At 61.3% G+C, this 19543-nt stretch carries 21 protein-coding genes and 1 tRNA gene; 16 read left to right on the top strand and 6 right to left on the bottom strand.

The window, feature by feature from the left end:
* Nucleotides 1-6 precede the first annotated feature (6 nt).
* Nucleotides 7-1452, bottom strand: coding sequence for an aldehyde dehydrogenase family protein (locus tag C5J26_RS23465; RefSeq protein WP_105403981.1), 1446 nt, complete (start codon nucleotides 1450-1452; stop codon nucleotides 7-9).
* 207 nt (nucleotides 1453-1659) lie between these two features.
* On the opposite strand from C5J26_RS23465, the gene C5J26_RS23460 reads away from it, so the two are divergent.
* The 7 genes from C5J26_RS23460 to C5J26_RS23430 all read left to right on the top strand — a co-directional run bounded on the left by C5J26_RS23460 (nucleotide 1660) and on the right by C5J26_RS23430 (nucleotide 10358).
* Complete coding sequence (locus tag C5J26_RS23460; protein WP_105403980.1) at nucleotides 1660-3147, top strand: aldehyde dehydrogenase; 1488 nt, start codon at nucleotides 1660-1662, stop codon at nucleotides 3145-3147.
* A 43-nt stretch (nucleotides 3148-3190) separates the two neighbouring features.
* Nucleotides 3191-4540: a glutamine synthetase family protein gene (locus C5J26_RS23455; RefSeq protein ID WP_245437480.1), complete on the top strand. Its 1350-nt coding sequence runs from the start codon at nucleotides 3191-3193 to the stop codon at nucleotides 4538-4540.
* A 171-nt stretch (nucleotides 4541-4711) separates the two neighbouring features.
* Nucleotides 4712-5404, top strand: coding sequence for a GntR family transcriptional regulator (locus C5J26_RS23450; protein WP_105403979.1), 693 nt, complete (start codon nucleotides 4712-4714; stop codon nucleotides 5402-5404).
* A 295-nt stretch (nucleotides 5405-5699) separates the two neighbouring features.
* Nucleotides 5700-6641: an ABC transporter permease gene (locus C5J26_RS23445; protein ID WP_105403978.1), complete on the top strand. Its 942-nt coding sequence runs from the start codon at nucleotides 5700-5702 to the stop codon at nucleotides 6639-6641.
* Entirely contained in the window at nucleotides 6638-7474 is an 837-nt protein-coding gene (locus C5J26_RS23440) for an ABC transporter permease (protein WP_105403977.1), read from the top strand. Before C5J26_RS23445 ends, C5J26_RS23440 begins: the two co-directional genes overlap by 4 nt.
* 5 nt (nucleotides 7475-7479) lie before the next feature.
* Nucleotides 7480-9120 (top strand): ABC transporter ATP-binding protein, encoded by a 1641-nt coding sequence (locus C5J26_RS23435; RefSeq protein WP_105403976.1) that lies wholly within the window; start codon nucleotides 7480-7482, stop codon nucleotides 9118-9120.
* 92 nt (nucleotides 9121-9212) lie between these two features.
* On the top strand, nucleotides 9213-10358 hold the full coding sequence (locus C5J26_RS23430; protein WP_105403975.1) for a serine hydrolase: 1146 nt from the start codon (nucleotides 9213-9215) through the stop codon (nucleotides 10356-10358).
* 428 nt (nucleotides 10359-10786) lie between these two features.
* Here the strand turns inward: C5J26_RS23430 and C5J26_RS23425 are convergent, their stop codons facing one another.
* Nucleotides 10787-11023 (bottom strand): hypothetical protein, encoded by a 237-nt coding sequence (locus tag C5J26_RS23425; RefSeq protein ID WP_105403974.1) that lies wholly within the window; start codon nucleotides 11021-11023, stop codon nucleotides 10787-10789.
* A 225-nt stretch (nucleotides 11024-11248) separates the two neighbouring features.
* Here C5J26_RS23425 and C5J26_RS32855 point away from each other — a divergent pair, with 225 nt between their 5' ends.
* From C5J26_RS32855 to C5J26_RS23405, 5 genes are read left to right on the top strand one after another with little or no spacing between them, the layout of a single operon-like run.
* Nucleotides 11249-11812, top strand: a complete 564-nt coding sequence (locus tag C5J26_RS32855) for a hypothetical protein (protein WP_172746028.1) — start codon at nucleotides 11249-11251, stop codon at nucleotides 11810-11812.
* Complete coding sequence (locus tag C5J26_RS32850) at nucleotides 11802-12464, top strand: hypothetical protein (RefSeq protein WP_172746027.1); 663 nt, start codon at nucleotides 11802-11804, stop codon at nucleotides 12462-12464. The genes C5J26_RS32855 and C5J26_RS32850 overlap by 11 nt, the downstream gene beginning before the upstream one ends.
* A complete protein-coding gene (locus tag C5J26_RS23415) occupies nucleotides 12461-12727 on the top strand; it encodes an AlpA family transcriptional regulator (protein ID WP_105403972.1) in 267 nt (88 codons plus the stop codon). Before C5J26_RS32850 ends, C5J26_RS23415 begins: the two co-directional genes overlap by 4 nt.
* Nucleotides 12727-13542, top strand: a complete 816-nt coding sequence (locus C5J26_RS23410; protein WP_105403971.1) for a hypothetical protein — start codon at nucleotides 12727-12729, stop codon at nucleotides 13540-13542. Before C5J26_RS23415 ends, C5J26_RS23410 begins: the two co-directional genes overlap by 1 nt.
* The gene (locus tag C5J26_RS23405; protein WP_245441252.1) at nucleotides 13539-13907 is read left to right on the top strand and encodes a tyrosine-type recombinase/integrase; all 369 of its coding nucleotides are present in this window, start codon (nucleotides 13539-13541) and stop codon (nucleotides 13905-13907) included. The genes C5J26_RS23410 and C5J26_RS23405 overlap by 4 nt, the downstream gene beginning before the upstream one ends.
* A gap of 3 nt (nucleotides 13908-13910) precedes the next feature.
* Here the strand turns inward: C5J26_RS23405 and C5J26_RS23400 are convergent.
* Nucleotides 13911-13997: transfer RNA gene (locus tag C5J26_RS23400), tRNA-Leu, on the bottom strand.
* 102 nt (nucleotides 13998-14099) lie between these two features.
* Nucleotides 14100-14402 carry a SelT/SelW/SelH family protein gene (locus C5J26_RS23395; RefSeq protein ID WP_105403969.1) on the bottom strand — a complete coding sequence of 101 codons (303 nt, stop codon included), beginning with the start codon at nucleotides 14400-14402 and terminating at the stop codon, nucleotides 14100-14102.
* A gap of 152 nt (nucleotides 14403-14554) precedes the next feature.
* On the opposite strand from C5J26_RS23395, the gene C5J26_RS23390 reads away from it, so the two are divergent.
* Nucleotides 14555-15004 (top strand): DoxX family protein, encoded by a 450-nt coding sequence (locus C5J26_RS23390; RefSeq protein WP_105403968.1) that lies wholly within the window; start codon nucleotides 14555-14557, stop codon nucleotides 15002-15004.
* Nucleotides 15005-15036: 32 nt separating this feature from the next.
* Here the strand turns inward: C5J26_RS23390 and C5J26_RS23385 are convergent, their stop codons facing one another.
* The gene (locus C5J26_RS23385) at nucleotides 15037-15924 is read right to left on the bottom strand and encodes an NAD(P)-dependent oxidoreductase (protein WP_256386088.1); all 888 of its coding nucleotides are present in this window, start codon (nucleotides 15922-15924) and stop codon (nucleotides 15037-15039) included.
* A 120-nt stretch (nucleotides 15925-16044) separates the two neighbouring features.
* Between C5J26_RS23385 and C5J26_RS23380 the strand changes: the two genes are divergently transcribed.
* The 3 genes from C5J26_RS23380 to C5J26_RS23370 all read left to right on the top strand — a co-directional run bounded on the left by C5J26_RS23380 (nucleotide 16045) and on the right by C5J26_RS23370 (nucleotide 18311).
* On the top strand, nucleotides 16045-16530 hold the full coding sequence (locus tag C5J26_RS23380) for a GFA family protein (RefSeq protein ID WP_105403967.1): 486 nt from the start codon (nucleotides 16045-16047) through the stop codon (nucleotides 16528-16530).
* Between the two features lie 28 nt (nucleotides 16531-16558).
* Nucleotides 16559-17113 (top strand): sugar O-acetyltransferase, encoded by a 555-nt coding sequence (locus tag C5J26_RS23375; protein WP_105403966.1) that lies wholly within the window; start codon nucleotides 16559-16561, stop codon nucleotides 17111-17113.
* A gap of 127 nt (nucleotides 17114-17240) precedes the next feature.
* Nucleotides 17241-18311 carry a GH25 family lysozyme gene (locus C5J26_RS23370; RefSeq protein WP_105403965.1) on the top strand — a complete coding sequence of 357 codons (1071 nt, stop codon included), beginning with the start codon at nucleotides 17241-17243 and terminating at the stop codon, nucleotides 18309-18311.
* 92 nt (nucleotides 18312-18403) lie between these two features.
* Here C5J26_RS23370 and C5J26_RS23365 read toward each other — a convergent pair whose 3' ends face one another.
* Nucleotides 18404-19480 (bottom strand): class I SAM-dependent methyltransferase, encoded by a 1077-nt coding sequence (locus C5J26_RS23365; protein WP_105403964.1) that lies wholly within the window; start codon nucleotides 19478-19480, stop codon nucleotides 18404-18406.
* Between the last annotated feature and the right edge of the window lie 63 nt (nucleotides 19481-19543).

Below are 19543 nucleotides of genomic sequence, written 5' to 3'. Positions count from 1 at the left end.
GCCGCCTCACATCGAATAGGCGGTCTTCACATTCGTATAGAATTCCTTCGCATAGGCGCCCTGCTCCCGCGGGCCATAGCTCGACCCTCGAATACCACCGAAGGGCACATGGTAGTCGACGCCGGCAGTCGGCACGTTGACCATCACCATGCCGCTGCGCGCATGCCGTTTGAAGTGCTCGGCATGTTTGATCGACGTCGTCGCGATGCCGGCGGAAAGGCCGAATTCCGTGTCGCTGGCGACCTGCAGCGCCTCGTCGTAGTGCTTGACGCGAATGACCGCCGCGACCGGCCCAAAAACCTCCTCGCGATTGATGCGCATGTCGTTCGTCGTTGCGGAGAAAAGGGCGGGCTGAAGGAAAAAGCCCTGCGTATCGCGCTTCAACAACTCGCCGCCGGTCTCGAGAATGCCGCCCTCGTTCCGCGCAATCTCGATATAGTTCAGGTCCTGCTCGAACTGACGCTTGTCGACGACGGGCCCGATCTCCGTTTCGGGGCGGAGTGCATGCCCGACGTTCAGCCTTGAGATCCTTGTTTTCAGCGCGGCCAAAAAACGGTCGTGAATGCCGTCCGTCACGATGATGCGGCTCGACGCCGTGCAGCGCTGGCCGGTCGAAAAAAACGATCCGTTGGCGACCGCCTCGACCGCGACATCGAGATCTGCATCATCCAGGACGACGAAGGGGTTTTTGCCGCCCATTTCCGCCTGCACCTTGGCACCGCGCGCCGCGACGGTCGCCACTACTGCGCGACCGACTCCGGCCGAACCGGTAAAGGAAACCGCGTCGATATCCCGGTGATCGAGGATTGCCTGCCCAACGATGCGCCCGGCCCCCATCACCAGGTTGAGGACGCCAGCCGGCAGCCCTGCGCGATGCAGAATATCGACCAGTTCCCAGGCGCAGCCGGGCACCAGTTCCGCAGGCTTGAAAACCACGGCATTGCCGTAGGCAAGCGCTGGCGCGATCTTCCAGGCCGGGATGGCGATCGGGAAATTCCAGGGCGTGATGATGCCGATGACGCCAACCGGCTCGCGCGTTACCTCCACCTTGATGCCCGGGCGCACCGAGGGCAATACGTCGCCCGGATTTCTGAGCGCCTCGCCCGCCATGTATTTGAACACCATCCCAGCGCGAACCACTTCGCCCCGCCCCTCGGGCAGCGTCTTGCCCTCTTCGCGGCTGAGCAGTCGTCCAAGCTCTTCCTCGCGCGCCAGAATTTCGGCTGCGGCCTTGTCGAGAATGTTGAAGCGTTGCTGCGGGGTGGCGAGCACCCAGCCGGGAAGGGCGCTGCGGGCCGCGGCGACCGCTGCATCCACGGCCGCAGCGTCGCCGGTTGAGTAGAGACCGACGACATCAGACAGGTCGGAGGGATTGAAATTTTCCACTGCCTGGAGCGATGAGATCCATTCGCCGCCGATGATGTTGGGCTTCGCCTCGTTGTGCGATCTCATCGCTTGTCACTCCCGCTGGAAATTGAAACACGGCATTTCACGATGCCGCTTGGCTTTTCGAGAAACCATCCATATAGTGCGATCACAGATCACGCAATATTCCATCAGATAAAGAGGAATTAAGCCTCATAAATACATGTAAATGTACCATAAATTTTATGACATCGATCGCCTGGCAAAGATAAAACTCGCAAGAAGGACTTCTGAATGAACCTCACCGATTGGCACAGGACTGCCCGCTCCCTCAGCCTTGGCAACCGCGCGGTGATCGGCGGTCGACAGGTCGAGGCCCGGTCAGGGCAAGGTTTTGCATCCGTCAATCCAGCCACGGGAGAGACGCTCGCCGAGGTCGCCGCAGGCGATGCCGAGGATATCGACGCAGCGGTAGCATCCGCCCGGAATTCCTTCGAAAGCGGCGCCTGGAGCCGGCGCGCACCCGTGGAACGCAAGAAGGTCCTGCTGCGTCTCGCCGAACTCATGCGCGCCGAATTGACCGAACTCGCCGCCATGGAGAGCGTGGACATGGGCAAGCTCGTTCGCCATGCCGCCGGCAACGACATCCCGGCTGCCATCAATATCCTTCAGTGGCATGCGGAAGAGGCGGACAAGGTCTATGATGAAATGGCGCCCTTGCCGGAAGGCAACGCGGCCCTTATCCGCCGCGTACCACTGGGTGTCGTGGGCGCGGTCGTGCCTTGGAATTTCCCGCTCAACATGGCGATCTGGAAATGCGCGCCGGCGCTTGCCGCCGGCAACAGCGTCGTCCTCAAGCCAGCGGAGCAATCTCCGTTCACGGCGCTTCGGCTCGCCCAGTTGGCACTCGATGCCGGCCTGCCCGAAGGGGTTCTCAATGTCGTGCCCGGTTTCGGCGAAACGGCCGGCCAGGCGCTGGGCCGTCATATGGATGTGGACTGCCTCGCCTTTACGGGATCGACTGCAGTCGGCAAACTCTTCCTGAAATATGCCGGCGAATCCAACATGAAGCAGGTCTGGCTCGAATGCGGCGGCAAATCGCCCGTCATCGTTTTCCCGGACTGCGGTGACCTGGAAGCCGCAGCCGATCAGGTATCAAGCGGTATCTTCTATAACCAGGGTCAGGTCTGCTCCGCCTCCTCGCGTCTCCTCGTCCATCAATCGATCGAAAAGACGTTTATCGATCTCCTGCTGAAACGCCTGCCGGCCTACCAGCCGGGAGACCCTCTCGATCCGAAGTCCGGCCTTGGCGCCATGGTCGAGGCCAAGCATGCCTCCAATGTAATGCGGTTCATCGACGAGGGGCGGCGGGAGGCCACGTTGGTGGCGGGAGGCAAGGCTGTCACCATCGGCGGCAAGGGCAGCTTCATCGAGCCGACCATCTTTGCCGACGTAAAGCCGGATTCGACCATCGCCCGGGACGAGATTTTCGGGCCGGTTCTGTCGGTCATACGCTTCTCGGAAGAGGACGAGGCGATCCACATCGCCAACGACAGCATCTATGGCCTCGCAGCATCGGTCTTCACCGACGACCTGTCGCGTGCCCATCGGGTCTCCGCGCGACTGACAGCCGGAGTCGTGGCGGTCAACGTGGTCGATCCGGTCAGCCCGGCGGTTCCCTTCGGCGGGTTCAAGCAGTCCGGCTCGGGTCGCGACCTGTCGCGCCACGCCATCGAGAAATACACCGCTTTGAAGACCACCTGGATCCGTTATCGGTGCTAACGTGCAAAGCGGACAGGGTTTCATGGGAGAAAGTAGGAAGAGAATGGACATTGCCGGTGCATTGAAATGGCTTGAGGCGCATCCCGAAATCGAAAGCGTCCGGGCGGCGGTCTGCGACCTGAACGGCATCATGCGCGGCAAGCGTCTTCCGCGCGACCAGGCCAAAAAGGCATTGGCAGGCGGCTTGAGAATGCCGCTCTCGGTCCCGGGCCTCGATATCTGGGGCAAGGATATCGCTGGCAATCCCATGGTGTTCGAGACGGGCGATGCCGATGGCCGATGCGACTGGACGGGTCGCGCCGTGATGCCGATGAACTGGCTCGCCCGGCCGACGGCCATGCTGCCGGTCTGGCTTGCCGATGAGCATGGCGTTCCTTTTCTCGGCGATCCGCGCCGCGCACTGGCCACCGTGCTGGCCGGTTATGCCAAACTGGGCCTGACGCCGGTGACGGCAACGGAACTCGAATTCTACCTGGTCGATCCCAATGCGGATCTGCCGCTTGGGCCCCTTTCCCCTGCCACCGGCCGGCGCCTCGACAGTGCTGCGGCCATGGATATGGACGAGGTCGATCAGTTCGAAGCCTTTATCGACGATGTCTACGTCGCCTGCCGTGAGCAGGGCATCCCGGCCGATACGACGATCGCCGAAAACGGCATCGGTCAGTTCGAGATCAATCTCAACCACACGTCCGATGCTCTTCAGGCAGCGGACGACGCCCTGTTCTTCAAACGCACCGTCAAAGGTATCGCGCGCAAGCATGGGCTGGCGGCCTGCTTCATGGCGAAACCCTACGGCCATCATTCAGGCAGCGGGTTCCATATCCATTTCAGCCTGCTCGACCGAGAGGGCAATAACGTCTTCGACAATGGCGGAGACGAAGGAACCGAGATGATGCGGCATGCGATCGGCGGCATGCTGGCGGCGATGGCCGAAAGCACCCTGATCTTTGCCCCGCACTACAATTCCTACCGCCGGCTGCGGCCGAACTCCTACGCCCCGACAGCGGTCGCCTGGGGTTACGAAAACCGCATGGTCGCAATTCGCATCCCCGGGGGAAGCCACAAGGCGCGTCGCATCGAACATCGGGTCGCAGGCGCCGACGCCAACCCCTATCTGGTGATGGCGGCAGTTCTCGGAGCGGCATTGATCGGCATCCGCAAGCAGCTCTCGCCGGGGGAGCCGCGTAGCGGCGACGCATACGGCAAGGATCTCGAAAAACTCCCTCTCGATTGGCATTCGGCCATCAATGCCTTCGAGACGGGGCAACATGCCTCGGAGATATTCTCGCCGGTCATGCGGTCGGGGCTGGTGGCCTGCAAGCGGCAGGAGCTCGAAGCCTTCGCCACCCAGATCACCCAGTTCGAATATCGCACCTATCTCGAGACGGCCTGAGATATCATCCACGTCTTGCGAACAATCACGATCGCAGATCGCACAATTTTGCCGGGATGACATGGTTGTCCCGGTGACATCAGCCGGCTAACAGTTTAGAAAAACAATAAAAGACGAGGTTTAAGGTCGCAGCCCATCAGGCGGCGCGGCGACAACAACACGGGAAGTAAGATGGCTAAAAAGCAGCAATTCGGTCTTTCGGCGGTCGAAGTCGAACCCCTTCACGAGAAAGTCTATGCGGAAATCGTCCGTGCCCTCGTGTCTGGACGGTTCGAGCCGGGCCAGAAGCTGACGTCCCGCAAGCTCGCACAGGAACTGGGCACAAGCGACATGCCGGTTCGGGCCGCGCTAATGCGCCTGCAGGCCCAGCAGGCGCTGCGTCCCCTGCCGAACGGTAGTCTCGAAGTGCCGCAGATCACCGCTTCCGAATTCGCCCAGCTGATGGATGCCCGCACCGTCGTGGAAGGTGCCGCGACCGAGCGCGCCGCTTCGATCATCAACGGCAACAATCTGCGCACAATCCGCAAGCTCAGCGAAGAGCTCACCAATGCGGCGCGAGCCGGCGATATCGACCGTTACCTTGCCGCCAACTACGATTTCAAATTCACCATTTACCGCCACTGTGGCAACGCGCCGCTGCTCTTCCTCATCGAGACGTTGTGGATGCAGATCGGCCCTTTTCTCCGCCGTTATTCCGGCAGCTTCGACGGAGCCCTCTCGGGCATCCTGGAAATCGACTATCATGAGGATGCACTCGAGGCGCTGGAGAAGGGTGACGGACCAAAAGCCCGTGGGGCCATCGTGCGCGATATCAGCGAAGGGGCTGCCTACCTGCTGAAGCACGCAGAGTTCGCTGCGGGCTAAAACTGCCGACTTCTTTTTGAGAAAACTTTGCAAATACCCACTTTGACAGAAAATATTATCATTTATATTCAGTAACTTACACTGTATCTCTTTCTCATTTTCGCATACGTATTGCGCGATCGAAGATCGCAATATACTAAAGCCATAACAACGATCTGCGAATGTCAGACATGGGAACAGAGAACATGGAATCTGCCTGCGAAATCGATGATTTCGTCAGGCCGCTCGCGCGGCCCGGCGATTGCCCTGATGCAGGAACGAACTACGTCGCGGCGGGCCTGGGAGGCATCAGGCGATGATCCGCTTCCTGGCTGGCCGCCTCGCTTCGGCAATTCCCACCCTCTTCATCGCCTCTACCGCTGTTTTCGTCATGATGCGGATGATCCCCGGCGATCCGGCATCGATGATGCTCGGCGATCTGGCAACGGCCGAGCAACTCGCCGCGCTCCGCAGCAAGATGGGCTTCGATAGCTCGATCGTCTTCCAGTACCTGATCTGGCTGGGCAACATCCTCACCGGCGATTTCGGCACGTCGATCGGCACCGGCGATCCGGTTCTGCCGATGATACTGGAGCGGTTCGGCGTATCTGCAACGATCGTCGTCGTCGCCGTCTTTTTCGCCTCGCTGATCGCGGTGCCGGCGGGCATGATCGCCGCCTGGCGGCAGCACAGTCTTGCGGATATCGGCGTCGTCGCGACGTCCACGCTTCTCCTGTCCATACCAAGCTTCTGGCTGGGGCTGATGATCCTCCTCTTTTTCGGCCTTTGGCTGAGATGGTTCCCGATCATCGGCTACGTGTCGTTCAGCGAGGATTTCGGCACCGCGCTCATGTATATTTTCATGCCGGTGTTGACCCTGGTCCTGGTCGAACTCGGTGCCATCGTCCGCATGGCGCGCGCCGCGACCATCGAGGTCGCCCGGCTGGAATATATCACCCATGCACGCGCCAAAGGGCTCAGCGAGAGCGCCGTCATGTGGCGGCATGCGTTCAAGAACGCTTTTGCGCCGACCTGGACCCTGATCGGGCTGATTCTTGGCGGGCTGCTCGGGGGCATTGCCGTCACAGAGACGGTATTTACCATTCCCGGCCTCGGTCGGCTGCTGATCGATGCCATCTATGCTCGCGACTATCCCGTTGTGCAGGGATGCATCCTGTTCATCAGCACGATCTACATTCTCGTCAATCTCATGGTTGACCTGCTTTATCCGATCTTCGATCCGAGAGTTACGCAATGACCGCCATGTCCCTTCGCCTCCCTCGCCGCGGCGTGAGTGCCGCCATCGGCGGAACGATCGTGGTGCTGCTGGTGCTGCTGGCGGTCGGCGGGCCGCTGATCTCACCTTACGATCCGCTGAAGCTCGACCTTCTCGCGCGCATGAAAGCGCCGGGAACAACCGGCCACCTGCTCGGCACCGACGAGTTCGGGCGCGATATTCTGAGCCGACTGATGTATGGCGCGCGCACCAGCGCCTGGATCGCGTTTGCGACCGTCGCCTTCGCGATCGCCTTCGGCCTCGTCTTTGGCGTGCTTGCCGGCTTTTACCGCGGCGCCAGCGACCGGGTGATCATGATGTTCAACGATGCCCTTCTCGCCTTTCCGGGCCTGCTCCTGGCGCTCGGGATCATGGCCGTGACCGGAGCCAGCCGCGAAGCAATCGTCGTGGCGCTCGGGCTTGCCTATATGCCAGCCGTCGTGCGCGTCGTCCGGGCGAGTGTGATGTCGATCCGCGAGCGCGAATATATCGAGGCATCGCATGTGATGGGCAACAGCGAGATCGTGACGATGGTCCGCCATGTACTGCCCAATTGCGTCGCACCCGTCACCGTGCTCGCGACCACCATGTTCGGTTGGGTGATCCTGTCGGAAAGCGCCCTCTCCTTCCTGGGTCTCGGCGTGCCGCCGCCGGCACCGAGCTGGGGCAACATGCTGGCGAGCGCCAGGCCCTTCATCACCCAGGCGCCCTATCTCATCGTGCTTCCCGGCCTTTGCATCGCGCTGACGCTGCTCGGCATCAACATGCTGGGCGATGCGGTGCGCGACTGGCTCGACCCCAAGATGCAGGGCTGAGAAAAATGACCGAAGATAACCAAAAAACAGCCGTCATCGCCGCGAAAAACCTCTCCGTCAGTGTCAGGGGCCTGGCCCGGGTCGTCGACGGGCTTGATTTTGCGATCGAGCCTGGAGGCATGCTGGCATTGGTCGGCGAGTCCGGCTCCGGCAAGACGATGGCAGCGCGGTCCATCCTTGGCCTGCTGCCGTCACCTTTGGCCGTCACCCCGGAAAGCAGCATCCGCTTTCATGGCCGGGAACTTGTCGGAGCCACATCGAAATCGATGCGGGATATTCGCGGCGCCCGGATCGGCATGGTCTTCCAGGAGCCGATGGTGTCGCTCAATCCATCGATGACGATCGGCGACCAGATGGCCGAGGGTCTCGCCCTGCATCGAAAACTAGGCAAGGCCGAGATCCGCGACCGCTGCCTTGTCATGCTGGAGCGCATCCAGATCCAGAATCCGACACGCTGCCTCTCCGCCTATCCGCACGAGTTTTCCGGTGGCATGCGCCAGCGCATCATGCTGGCATCGGTCATGCTTCTGAAGCCGGAACTGCTCATCGCCGACGAGCCGACAACAGCGCTCGACACGCTGGTGCAGCGAGACGTCCTCGACCTGATGGCGGAGCTGACCCGGGAAAACGGCACGGCGGTCCTGCTGATCAGCCATGACCTCGGCATGGTGTCGCATTACGTGCGCGATGTCGTGGTTATGCACAAGGGCAAGGCAGTCGAACAGGGCCGCAGCATCGACGTACTTTCCGCGCCCAGGCATGAATACACCCGCAGGCTCGTCGATGCACTTCCGCGACGAGCGGCAGGCGGCACAAGAAATGTCACCCAGCAGCCGTCGCTGGTCGAGATCCGCGACCTGACCATCGATTATCCCGGCCGGCGCAATTTCCTGAAGCCGACTGAACCGAAGCGGGCCGTCGATGGCGTCGATCTGTCGATCGGACGCGGGGAGACCCTCGCGCTCGTCGGCGGTTCGGGCTCGGGAAAGACCACGCTCGGCCGGGCGATCGTCGGCCTGGTTGGCATAACCGACGGGACGATATCCTTCGGCGGCGAAAAGATCGAAACCGGCAACAGCGACCTGGCGCGAAAACAGCGCCGCGATATCCAGATCATCTTCCAGGACCCCTATTCCTCGCTCGACCCCCGCCAGAGGGTCGGAGACATTGTCGGGGAGCCGCTGAAGCTCGAAAAGGACATGTCAGCTGCGGCACGCCGCGAGCGGGTGCTGGAGGTGTTTTCCGAGGTCGGGCTCGATACCGCGTTCCTGCGCCGGCTGCCACATCAACTTTCGGGAGGCCAGCGCCAACGTGTCGCGATCGCCCGGGCGATCGTCCGCCGGCCGGCCTTCGTCGTGGCCGACGAGCCGGTTTCTGCACTCGATATGACGGTGCAGAAGCAGATCTTGAAACTCGTCCGCGACCTGCAGGAGCGCTATGGCTTTGCCTGCCTGTTCGTGTCGCATGATCTCGGGGCGGTGGAACAGGTCGCCGATCGCGTCGCCGTCATGCAGAACGGCCGTATCGTCGAAATCGGCGAGCGCGATGACATCTTCGACCGGCCGAAGCACGAATATACTCGGCGGCTGCTCGACGCGGCTATGTTGCTCGACCGCAAGTTCGACGGTGCAAAGGGCGCGGCCTGACCGCCGCCTGGATAACACCTTTCCTGCCCGGCAAAGGCATAACGAACCGGCCCGATATCCTCGATCGAACGAAGCCTTTGGGAGGAGCCCCAATGACCAGCCATACCTTCACAAGGGCAGACATCAATCTATCGAACTGGCGGGCGCGCCCCTATTCGACCTGGTCGTTTCAGAGCGTATCGGAATTCGTCCCTTCGGCCGTGATCCGCAGCGCGCGCAAGCAGGAACGGCCGGCGCTTGATCTCGGCCACTTCGCCAACCTCGAGGTGAGCAACCTGACCGAGCAGACCGTAGGGCTTGCGGGTTTCCTCCAAGAGAGCGAAAGCGATGCCCTGGTCATCATGCGGGACGGCGAGATCATTGCCGAATGGCAGGCCGATCATTTCGATCCCGTCAGACCGCATATCATCTTTTCAATCTCCAAATCGGTCACCGGCTTACTTGCCGGCATCCTCATCGACCGCGGCTCCCTTTCCCCCGACGAACTGGTTTCCACCTATGTTCCGGATGCTCTGGGCTCGGCCTATGGCGACCTCAAGATCAGAGAGCTCCTGACCATGACCGTCGCGGTCGACTTCAGCGAAGCCTATCTCGACAAGGGTGGCGACTACGACCGCTATCGGCGCGCCATGCTCTGGAACCCCGAACGTCCGGACGAGCCTACGCCGACCCTGCGCGAGCTTCTGTGCTCGCTGCCGCGCGCCGCACACGAGCACGGAACGCACCATGCCTATCGCTCCCCGAATGCCGACATGGCCGCACTCGTTATCGAGGCCACCAGTGGGCAGCGGTATGCCGAGCTGCTGGAAGACGCCATCTGGAAGCCGATGGGCGCATATTCCGACGCGTTCCTGACGGTAGACCGTGCCGGCAATGCCCGATCGTCGGGCGGCCTTTCGATGACCGCGCGTGATCTCGCACGCCTTGGCGAACTGGTCCGAACCGGCGGTAACGGCATCTTGCCAAGGCGGCTGGTCGATGAACTCTGGCAGGGCGGCAATCGCGACGTCTGGGCGTCGGGCGAGCAGCACCTGCTTTATCCGGGCGGCAGCTATCGATACTTCTGGTACGAGACCGGCACCGGCGCCCTTACCGGCATGGGCATCCATGGCCAGCAGGTCTGGATCGACCGCGCGTCGAAAACAGTCATCGTGCGCCTGGCATCCGAAGCGCTTCCGGTCAACGACAGGCTCGATCAGAAGGTCATCGCCGTGATGAAGGCCGTCTCCGCGGCCTAAAAGCTCTTTCTGAACGGCAACTCTCAGGTAGTCCGGCCCAAGAAAACTTCGTAGACTATCGCGAACAGCAGACTTTTCGAACGAAAGCGTTCCCATATGTCGCGATGGAATCGGGCGAGGAAGAGTGCCTCTTTCCAGTGGATGAGCTTCGCTGGAATGGCGAACGTTGGTGCTGCGAAGAATGCTCTGGTGGTGATGACCGGGATCTCTGGAAGGCGTCTCCCCGGATCTCGACACGCGCACCGCAATCGATTCAGCCCACATCCTTTGGGAGCGAAGATCGCGATCGATACGCCCAGAGCACGGCGGCTGAGACGATTACTACACAAATTATGAAAAGCAGTATGTATGTACCCATAATTGATACTCCTAACGAGACACAACTACAGGGCTGCCAGAGGGTTCCGCCTCAACAGTAACCGGGCGGACTAGTCGAGCTGAACTGCGGATCGGAACAGCACCTCCCGGAGCACAGTCCCGTCCTCGGCGGTGATTTCGAAACGGGTCACGTCAATAACGTCGTTGGCCAGACCCACCTCCGCAATTACCTCCCGCGCGGCCTTGACGGCATAATCGTAGGCGTCGTCGAGGTTGGCAAACTTAGTTCCCTTAGGATCTTTCCCGAGGACACCGCCCTCTCGGACATGGAAGTAGTACCTAGGCATTCGGCCTCCATAGAGCCAATGGACCATAACTCCAATATTCGATCCGGGTTCTCGCCATCGCCCCCACCAAATGTGGGGCTGGAAGGTGAAGCTTACTTAAGCGGTCACAAAGAGGACGGAGGTTTTGCAAGGGGTGCAGCGTCAGCCGTAATTCGCTCGAGGTATGCCGCTAGCTTGCGCGCCTCACTCAATTCAATCGGAACCCATACCGTGGCATCTCCACCCTTGGATTTGATCACCACGTACGTTTCCGACGACGACTTGCGTCGCCTCAACTGGCACCAGCAAAGTGCTTTTCCTACTGATGACTCGATCGCAATTTCTGAAACTATCTCGTCAACCATCAACCCTTTTACGGCGTTGAATTGCGCGCTCAACCAAGAGATCACTGTTGCCCTATATCTTGCATTGGTGGTGGACGGCAATTTTGAGACTCAGATCTCGTCCTTTTACGAACATGAAGTCAAGCGGTCTTCCTATCGACACTACAGTTCAGGGGGCAGGACAGCGACAACCGCTCTGAGCCTAGGCCGCACACCAGCGCCCCAGATGAATTTGGCATCAAGGGCTGCCCCCTCAGCTGGCGGCCAGCCCCCGGGCTCTGACAGTGAGCCCGCCGACTATCCAAACTTTGTGATCAAGAAAATGCCACTCAGAAGCGCCCGCTTTATTGAAGCTTCTCAGGCGTCCATGGCTCATCAGCCGTCAGCTGTATGTGAGACGCCACCGTCCGAGCAGTCTCTTCGTTCAACTGATACGCCTCCGGAGCGCCGCCCACATGAAAAATGAGTTGTATCGTTCCGTCCGTATTATCGCGGTTGACCCCGACGCCTTCCGGAACCAGTGGAGCCACTGCTCTGAATTGGGCGTCGGGATTCCCCCGCATTCGGGCCTTTTGAGCATCCGAAGCAATGCGCCGCAAGTTGGCAATCAAGACGGGGATCAGTTCAACCGCGATATTAAAAGCGATTCTCTTGTCATTCGCGTCAATACCAATCGTGGCGTCGGTCCCATCAGGGCTAAAGTCGTAAGCAGCAACTCGCCCTCTAAATCGCGGTGGCTCCATGCAATCGTCTCCTCGTGCTCGTATCGCGGGGTGATGTCAGGTACCGGCTGGCGTGCCATCGCCGGTCGGTACCGCAACCATAGCAGAGTCTCAGAAGAGGCCTATAGCCAATGCCCCTCACTAAATGCGGTGAACCAGTTACGCTGCCATGAGCGCCCAAAGTCCGAATACCAGTGCGATCGCAATGAGGCCGACCACCATAAGGATGCGTCCGAGGCAACCGCGACCTTCACGCGAAAAGAGCATGATGTACACAGCGCAAACAACGGCGAAGACCAGCAAAAAAGACATAGTACCCCCGGTGCATATGAACCCATTCTGGGAGCGGCTGCAACCACTTCACCCTCGACGGAAAGTCCGGACGGTGAGCCATGAAGCCACAGCGCATTGAGGTTCTCCCCTACTCTCTCCCTCCCCTCGGCATCAATCGAGAACAGGCGGCGGCCCTCGTTGGCATCAGCACATCGCTTTTCGACAAGGCGGTCCTTGCTGGCACCATGCCGAAACCGCGGCTGATCGGCGAGCGCCAGGTTTATGACGTTGGCGAGCCCGCCGAAGCATTTCGTAAACTCCCGCACAAGGGAGGCGAAGAACTGCCGCTTGACGGCATACCATCCGAAGGCAATCCTTGGGATTGATGAGCAAGATGTATCCGAAACTCCCGAAAGGTGTCAGCCTCGATCGCGATTGGCGAAAGAAGGAAGCGCGGTTCTATTTCCGCGCCACCGGAAAGCCCAAGGTTCGCCTCACTGAGGAGCCGGGAACGGAAGCCTTCGACAAAGAAGTTGCCTGCGCACGGCTCGGTGTACCTTACGTCCGGCCCGGAGAGCAGCCGAAGCCGGAACGTTTGAATCGCGATCATGCCGAAGGCACGCTCGACTGGCTGGTGATGAAATATAAAGGCAGGGCCGGCAACACGATGGCGCCTGATCAGCTGGCGCGGCGCGCGAGGCTTCTGGAGCGCGTCTGCGACAGCCTGACCCCCAAGAACAAAAATCGCCGCGGGAGCCTGCCGATCGATAAGATCGAGCGCAAACATGTCATGGAGATCCGCGACGAGCTGGCGAGGACGGCCGGCGCCCAGGACAACCTTGTGAAATACATGTCAGCGATGTTTGGCTGGGCGATGGAAAACGACCTGGTGAAGGTGAACCCCGCCCTCCGGATCAAGAAGGTTGGCAGTGGCGCAGGTTTTCATACTTGGACTGTCGACGAGGTAAAGCAGTTCGAAGCGAAGCATCCCCCAGGAACGAAGGCGAACCTGCTTCTAAATATGGCGCTTTTTACTGGCCTTCGCCTCCAGGAGCTGGCGATCATGGGGAGGCAGCATGTTCGCGAGGGATGGTTGACCATCCGTCCAGGCAAGACCGCGAAGTCAAGCGGGTCACGGTACAGATCCCGATCCTGCCGGAACTGCAGAAGTGCCTCGACCAGCAGCCGGCCAAACAGATGACTTATCTGGTCACCGATTATGGGAAGCCGTTCTCGGTGAACGGACTTGGAAACAAGATGCGGGACTGGTGCGACGACGCCGGACTGTTCCACTGCTCGACGCATGGTCTGCGCAAAGCTGGCGCGACTATTGCCGCCGAGAACGGCGCAACCGACGACGAGCTGATGGCGATCTTTGGGTGGACCACAAAGAAGCAAACAACGCTCTACACGAAGCAGGCCAACCGCAAGAAGCTGGCGGCCGGCGCGATCCACAAACTGAGGTCGGAACAAACGAGCATCGCAGTTTGTCCCACGCCCCAAGGGGTTGGTGAAAGTGAGACAAAAAGCGATGAAAATGCGAGCAAAATCAATGCTCGAAAATAGGAATGGTGCCCAGAAGAGGACTCGAACCTCCACACCCTTTCGGGTACCAGCACCTGAAGCTGGCGCGTCTACCAATTCCGCCATCTGGGCGACGGAGAGCCATGTACGGGTGTGACCTTCCCCTGTCAACTGGCTTTTTGAAGTTTCCGCGCCCGTCGCCAAAAAACCTTCGCGGATCTGTCACGGACAGCCTCAGCTCTCGCCGTCTTCCTTCGCCTTGCGGTCCAGGTGGCCGAGGTCGCGGTCCGGGTCGATCATGTCGCGCACCCGCTGCTTCAACTCCTTGGGCCCGGGAAACCCGCCGTCCCGCTTGCGCTCCCAGATGAGCTCGCCATTCACCTGGATCTCGAAATTGCCGCCGGTGCCCGGGATCAGCGCCACTTCGCCAAGCGTGTCGCCGAAGGTCTGCAAAAGCTCCTGCGCCATCCAGCCGGCCCTGAGCAGCCAATTGCACTGGGTGCAATAGAGAATCGTAATGCGCGGTTTTTCCATCATGTTTCGCCTTCTACCCTAGTCAATTCGGTCTCACAATAATGTCAACTGGAATGGTCAAGTTTTTGAACGCAGGCACCTCGACAGAAGGAGCGCGAACGTCAATTTGGGGCTGCAGCAACGATAGTCGCGTCGTTTTCATAAAATGAGGTCCCATGGCTCTTCAATCCACCACTCGCTCCCGCCTGATCATTCCGGCGCTCGCCCCCGTTTACACCTCCGCCCATGAGATCGTCGAGACGATCCTGCGCGTGACGGCCGGCGTGCTGCTGGTCACCCACGGTTTCGGCAAGATCACCAATCCGTTCGGCGCAGCCGGCATGGTGGAAAGCCTCGGCTTCTATCCGGGCGTCTTCTGGTCGCCGCTGCTCTCCGCCACGGAATTCTTCGGCGGCATCCTCGTTACCATCGGCCTCTTCACCCGCCCGGCCTCCTTCGCGGCGATGATCGTACTTCTGGTCACCGTCTATTTCCACGGCATCGCACAGAACCAGGGTCTCGCCGGTGCGGAAAAATCCATTCTCTGGGCGGCGATCTTCCTGTTCTTCGCCCTGCGCGGCGGCAATAGCCAATCGGTCGACGCCCGCCTCGGCCGGACGTTCTAACTTCGCTATCAGGGTTGAGCCTCTCCCGGGGCTCAGCCTTTTCCTTCGAGCGCCAGCCGCACCATTGTGCCGAGATCGGCCTCGGCAAACCCAAGCGCCGCTGCATTCTCGAAGCTGGCGCGCGCCGCCTCGATGGCCGGCGTTGCGACGCCAAGGTCGCGGGCAAGATCGAGAACCACCCGCATGTCCTTCAGCACGCCGGAGACCGGAAAGCCGACTGCCTCGGTCTCGCCGAGTATGACCGGAAGCCGGGACCGCATGGCCGGGCTCGCCGCCGGGCTGCCGGACAGGATCTCGATCATCTTGTCGCGCCCGAGCCCCGCCTTGCCACCAAGCTCGACGGCTTCCCTCATGATCTGCCACAGCCCCATCAGCATCATGTTATTGACGAGCTTGGCGGATGCACCATCGCCCAGCTTGCCGACGTGGTGAATGCGGTTGGAAAGAACTTCGGCGACCGGCAGGAAACGCTGAAAATCCTTGTCCGCGCCGCCGATATAAAGGCCGACCGTGCCCGCCAGCAGCATTTCCGGCCCCCCGGAGATCGGTGCGTCGAGAAGCGCCGCACCCGCCCTGCCCATCGCATCGTGATGGGCGCGCAGCGTCTCGGGGCTCACCGTGCTGGTATCGACGATCAGCTTGCCGGTGAGATCGGCGGCGGTCAGCTCACCGAGCATCGCGTGCACAGCGGCTTCGTCGAGCAGTGCCAGGATGACGACATCCGAAGCATCGAGAAGTGCTGCCAGGTCGATTGAGGCGGAGATTCCAAGGGCCGTCGCCTTGTCGGGCGCAAGACCGCTGCGTGTCCATCCCGCCACTGCAAATCCCTGCATTGCAAGGCGTTCCGCCATGGCGCTGCCCATCCGGCCGAGGCCGACGATACCAATGCGCTCTTTTGTCATGCGTTTGATCCTGCTCATGTCGTGTTCGCAAACTTTAAAGCAGAACATGCCGGTCTCGTCTTCTTCATTTTGCATTGCGGGAGGGCCGGGGAATATTTCATATTCGACATGCGTAATCTGAGGGAGCCCGGACGGAAGATGAGCGAGATATTCGAGGGTGGCTGCTTCTGCGGCAACGTGCGTTATCGCATGCATGGGCGACCGATGTTCATCCATTGCTGCCATTGCACGGACTGCCAGCAGCAGACGGGCGGCGCCTTTGCGATCAACGCGCTGATCGAAGCCGACCAGATAGAGATCACGCAGAGCCAGCCGGTCGCAGTGGCGATGAAGACCGATAGCGGCCTGCCCCACGATATCTACCGCTGCCCGCAATGCCAGACAGCGGTCTGGAGCGATTACGGCCGGCGCCGATGGATGCTGTTCGTCCGGGTCCAGACGCTCGAAAGGCGCGTCGAATTCTCACCGGACGTGCATATCTTTACGCGCTCGAAAGTCGGCTGGGTGGGCCTGCCGGAAGGTGCCAATGTGTTCGAGAACTATTACAGTTCCAAGGCGATTTGGCCGGCGGAAAGCGTCGCGCGGCGCGAGGCCGCTCGGATCAAGGCCGGGGCGGAACGCTGAAACACGAGAAGGCAGCGGGGGAGACGGGATGGCGAGCGAACGCGAAAAAATGGCGGCCGGCGAGTGGTATTGCTGCCTCGATCCGGAACTCGACGCGCTGAGAGACAAGGCGCGGATGGCCGTGCATGCGCATAACACCATGTCGCCCGCCGAGCGGGGTGGGATGGCGCCTGCCCTGCGCATGCTGTTCGGCGCAGCGCCCGACGCGTTTCTGGAAGCCCCCTTCCACTGCGCCTACGGCTTCAACGTCTTTCTTGGGCAAGGCGTCTATCTGAATGCCGGCTGCACGATCCTCGACACCGCACCGGTCAGGATCGGTGCCCGTTCGATGCTGGGGCCGGGCGTCCAGCTCTATTGCGCCGATCACCACCGCGACCCCGTCCTGCGCGCCCAAGGTCTCGAGATCGGCCGCCAAATCAGCATTGGCGCCGACGTCTGGATTGGTGGCGGCGCGATCGTTCTAGGCGGTATCACGATCGGCGACGGAGCGATCGTCGGGGCGGGTTCCGTCGTCACGCGGGACGTGCCGCCGGGCGCCACGGTGGTGGGAAATCCGGCGCGGTCGATCACGCCGCGCGGCTGATTTCGAAACATCTCCGCGCGTAAAGATTGGATTCAGCATTTTTTGGTAATTTTCCGTTAGCAATTCCTGTCGGGGTTTATTGACGGCGGGGGCGGCCGTCTTTGTTGTCTTGCGTACGGGTTTCAAAATGCGTTTATCGGCTGTGCCAGCACTTCTCGTCACCTGCCTCGCCTTGGCGGGCTGCGCCTCGGCATCCGGTCCGGACGAGCTGGTCGCCGGCGTCGCAACCCAAGAGAAAACAGGCTCGGTCGATCTGCCCGCCCCCGTCCCGGCGGTCGGTGTCGGCAAGACCGCGCGGATCGGCGCGCCGCAAGCGCCCCAGCAGCAGACCTTGCCGCAGCAGCAGGAGATCGCCTGGAACGGCGCGATGCCGGCGCCGCAGGCCTTCGTGCGGGAAACGACGGTCGGTATGCCGCTTCCCGCCGAGCGGCCGGTCGCCATGCTGGTGCCCGACCAGCCGGCGCTGGAAACCGTACCCCGCCGGGGGCGCCTGCAGATCTACAGCCGCCAGTTCCGCGATGCCAAGCCGATCAATTTCGGCAGGGTTTCGCCGAGAAGCTACCCAGTGCACGGCGTCGACGTGTCGCGCTGGCAGGGCGACATCGACTGGGCGAAGCTCCGCACCCAGGGCGCCAACTTCGCCTATATTAAGGCCACCGACGGCGGCGACCATCTCGATCCGATGTTCAGGACCAATTGGCGAAGAGCCAAGGAGGCGGGCATCCGGCGCGGTGCCTACCATTTCTTCTACTGGTGCCGCACCGCCGGCGAACAGGCCGACTGGTTCATCCGCAACGTGCCCCGCGATCCGGAAGCGCTGCCGCCGGTGATCGACGTCGAATGGAACGGCGAGTCGAGTTGCAAGGCGAAACTCTCCCGCGCCCGGGTGCTCGAAAAGATGCAGGTCTTCATGGACAAGCTGGAGCGCTATTACGGCCAGCGGCCGATCATCTACACGGCGCCGGACTTCTACGAGGACAACCTGTCGGGGGAGCTTCTCAACTATCCGTTCTGGCTGCGCGCGGTCGCCCAGCATCCTTCCAAGGTCTATCCGGGCCGCAGGTGGCTGTTCTGGCAATATTCCGGCTCCGGCCTGTCGCACGGCGTCGACGGCAAGATCGACCTCAATGTCTTCCACGGCTCGGAAGAGCAGTGGCACAACTGGGCCTCGCCGCGCATGACGATCGCACAGAATTAGACGCCGACAACGAGGCCGGCGAAAGAACAAGCGCGCAGGGCCTGTGAAACCGGCCCCGCGCGCTCCCTGGAGGTTACATCAATGCGGCCGGATTACAGCCGTGCCTCGAGGACGAGGTTGAACGGCGTTGCCATCGCCCGCCGGAAGCGGGTGAAACCGGCCTTGTAGAAAATCTCCCGCAGCCTTGCTTCGCCGGCTTGCGCGCCGAGCACCATGTGGCCGCCGTCGGAAATCGCATGGGCGCAGCAGATCGTCGTCGATGCGGCGTAATACATGCGGGCGACGGGCGAGATGTTGTCGTCGACGCGGTCGTTGGCGAAGGGCTCGACGAGCATCACCGTACCATCCGGCGCAAGCGTTCTCGCCGCATGCCGGGCTGCCGCCAACGGGTCGCCCATGTCGTGCAGGCAGTCGAAGAAGCAGATCAGGTCATAACCCTTGCCGGGGTAGTTTTCGGCGCGCGCCGTCTCGAACGCGACCCGTCCGCTGACGCCCGCGTCTGCGGCGATCCTGCGGCCTTCGTCGAGGGATACCCGATGCGTATCGAAGCCACGGAAACGCGAAGCCGGGAAAGCCTGCGCCATCAGCACCGTGGAGTGACCATGGCCGCAGCCGACATCCGCCACCGAGGCGCCGGCCTTCAGCTTGTCGACCACGCCATCGAGGGCCGGCAGCCATTCCGGGACCAGGCTTGCCTTGTAGGCATTGCGATAGAGCGAGGCGACGCCGCAATAAAGCCGGCCGTCATGGTCGCCCCAGGGAATGCCGGAACCCTTGCGAAAGGCCTCCAGCGCCTTTTCCTCGTCCGACCACATGGAAGCCGGCACGCCCCAGGCGGCGGCGAGGAAGACCGGGCTATCCTCGTTGGCAAGCACCAGCGCCTGTTCCGGGGTAAGTTCGAAGCTGTCGCTGACGGCATGAAACAGAACATAACCCCCGGCAACCTGCGAATTCAGCCACTCGCGGATGTAACGCTCGGCGCAGCCGGTGCGGCTTGCCAGCTCGTGGGCACTGAGCGGTCCGGCCCCGGCCATCGCCTTATAGAGGCCGAGACGGTGGCCGATACTGACCATGACCCCTCCGTACCCCGCCGACAGATCGCCGATGGCGCGGGAAACGATCGCGTCCAGCTTGGCCGGATCGATCTCGTTTGTCTTGACGTAGTCCATATTGCTATCTCCTGTTCCTTCATCGGAAGTTGACGATGGCAAAGGATCGCAGGTCCGAACCGG

This window comes from Neorhizobium sp. T7_12 (genome assembly GCF_002968535.1).
Classification (GTDB): Bacteria; Pseudomonadota; Alphaproteobacteria; order Rhizobiales; family Rhizobiaceae; genus Neorhizobium; species Neorhizobium tomejilense.
The sequence above is the reverse complement of the archived record's forward strand: the minus strand, read 5'-3'. Positions and strand labels throughout refer to the sequence as shown.